This window comes from Micromonospora sp. DT4, assembly GCF_049841675.1.
Classification (GTDB): Bacteria; Actinomycetota; Actinomycetes; order Mycobacteriales; family Micromonosporaceae; genus Micromonospora.
In genome coordinates this window covers 1-243 of sequence record NZ_JBNCKT010000503.1, presented here as the reverse complement: position 1 = coordinate 243, position 243 = coordinate 1, and the positions used below count along the sequence as shown (strand labels likewise).

The window sequence follows — 243 nt, the reverse complement described above, 5'->3', positions numbered from 1 at the left end:
TCGTGCTGGTGTTCGCCGGTGGTGCTCGCGGGCACGGCGCTGGTGCTCGCGGTGGGCTCGGGCGGGTGGGGTGTGAGTAATGTCTGGAAGGGGTCCCATGCCCCGATGCCGTAAGGATCATCGCCGTTTGCGGCGGCGGGCAGGTGGTCGTGGGCCCCGACAGCGATGCCGGTCAGTGGCGCCGTCCACTGCCCGGATGCGAAGTCCTGCGATGTGAGGTCGAGCATCGCCTGGTCGAAGGGC

1 protein-coding gene is annotated in these 243 nt (G+C 69.5%); it reads right to left on the bottom strand.

Features of this window, described 5'->3' with window-relative positions:
• A partial coding sequence (locus tag ACLQ24_RS30690) for a hypothetical protein (RefSeq protein ID WP_425895207.1) occupies positions 1 to 227 on the bottom strand: 227 nt, incomplete at its 3' end.
• Positions 228 to 243: the final 16 nt, after the last annotated feature.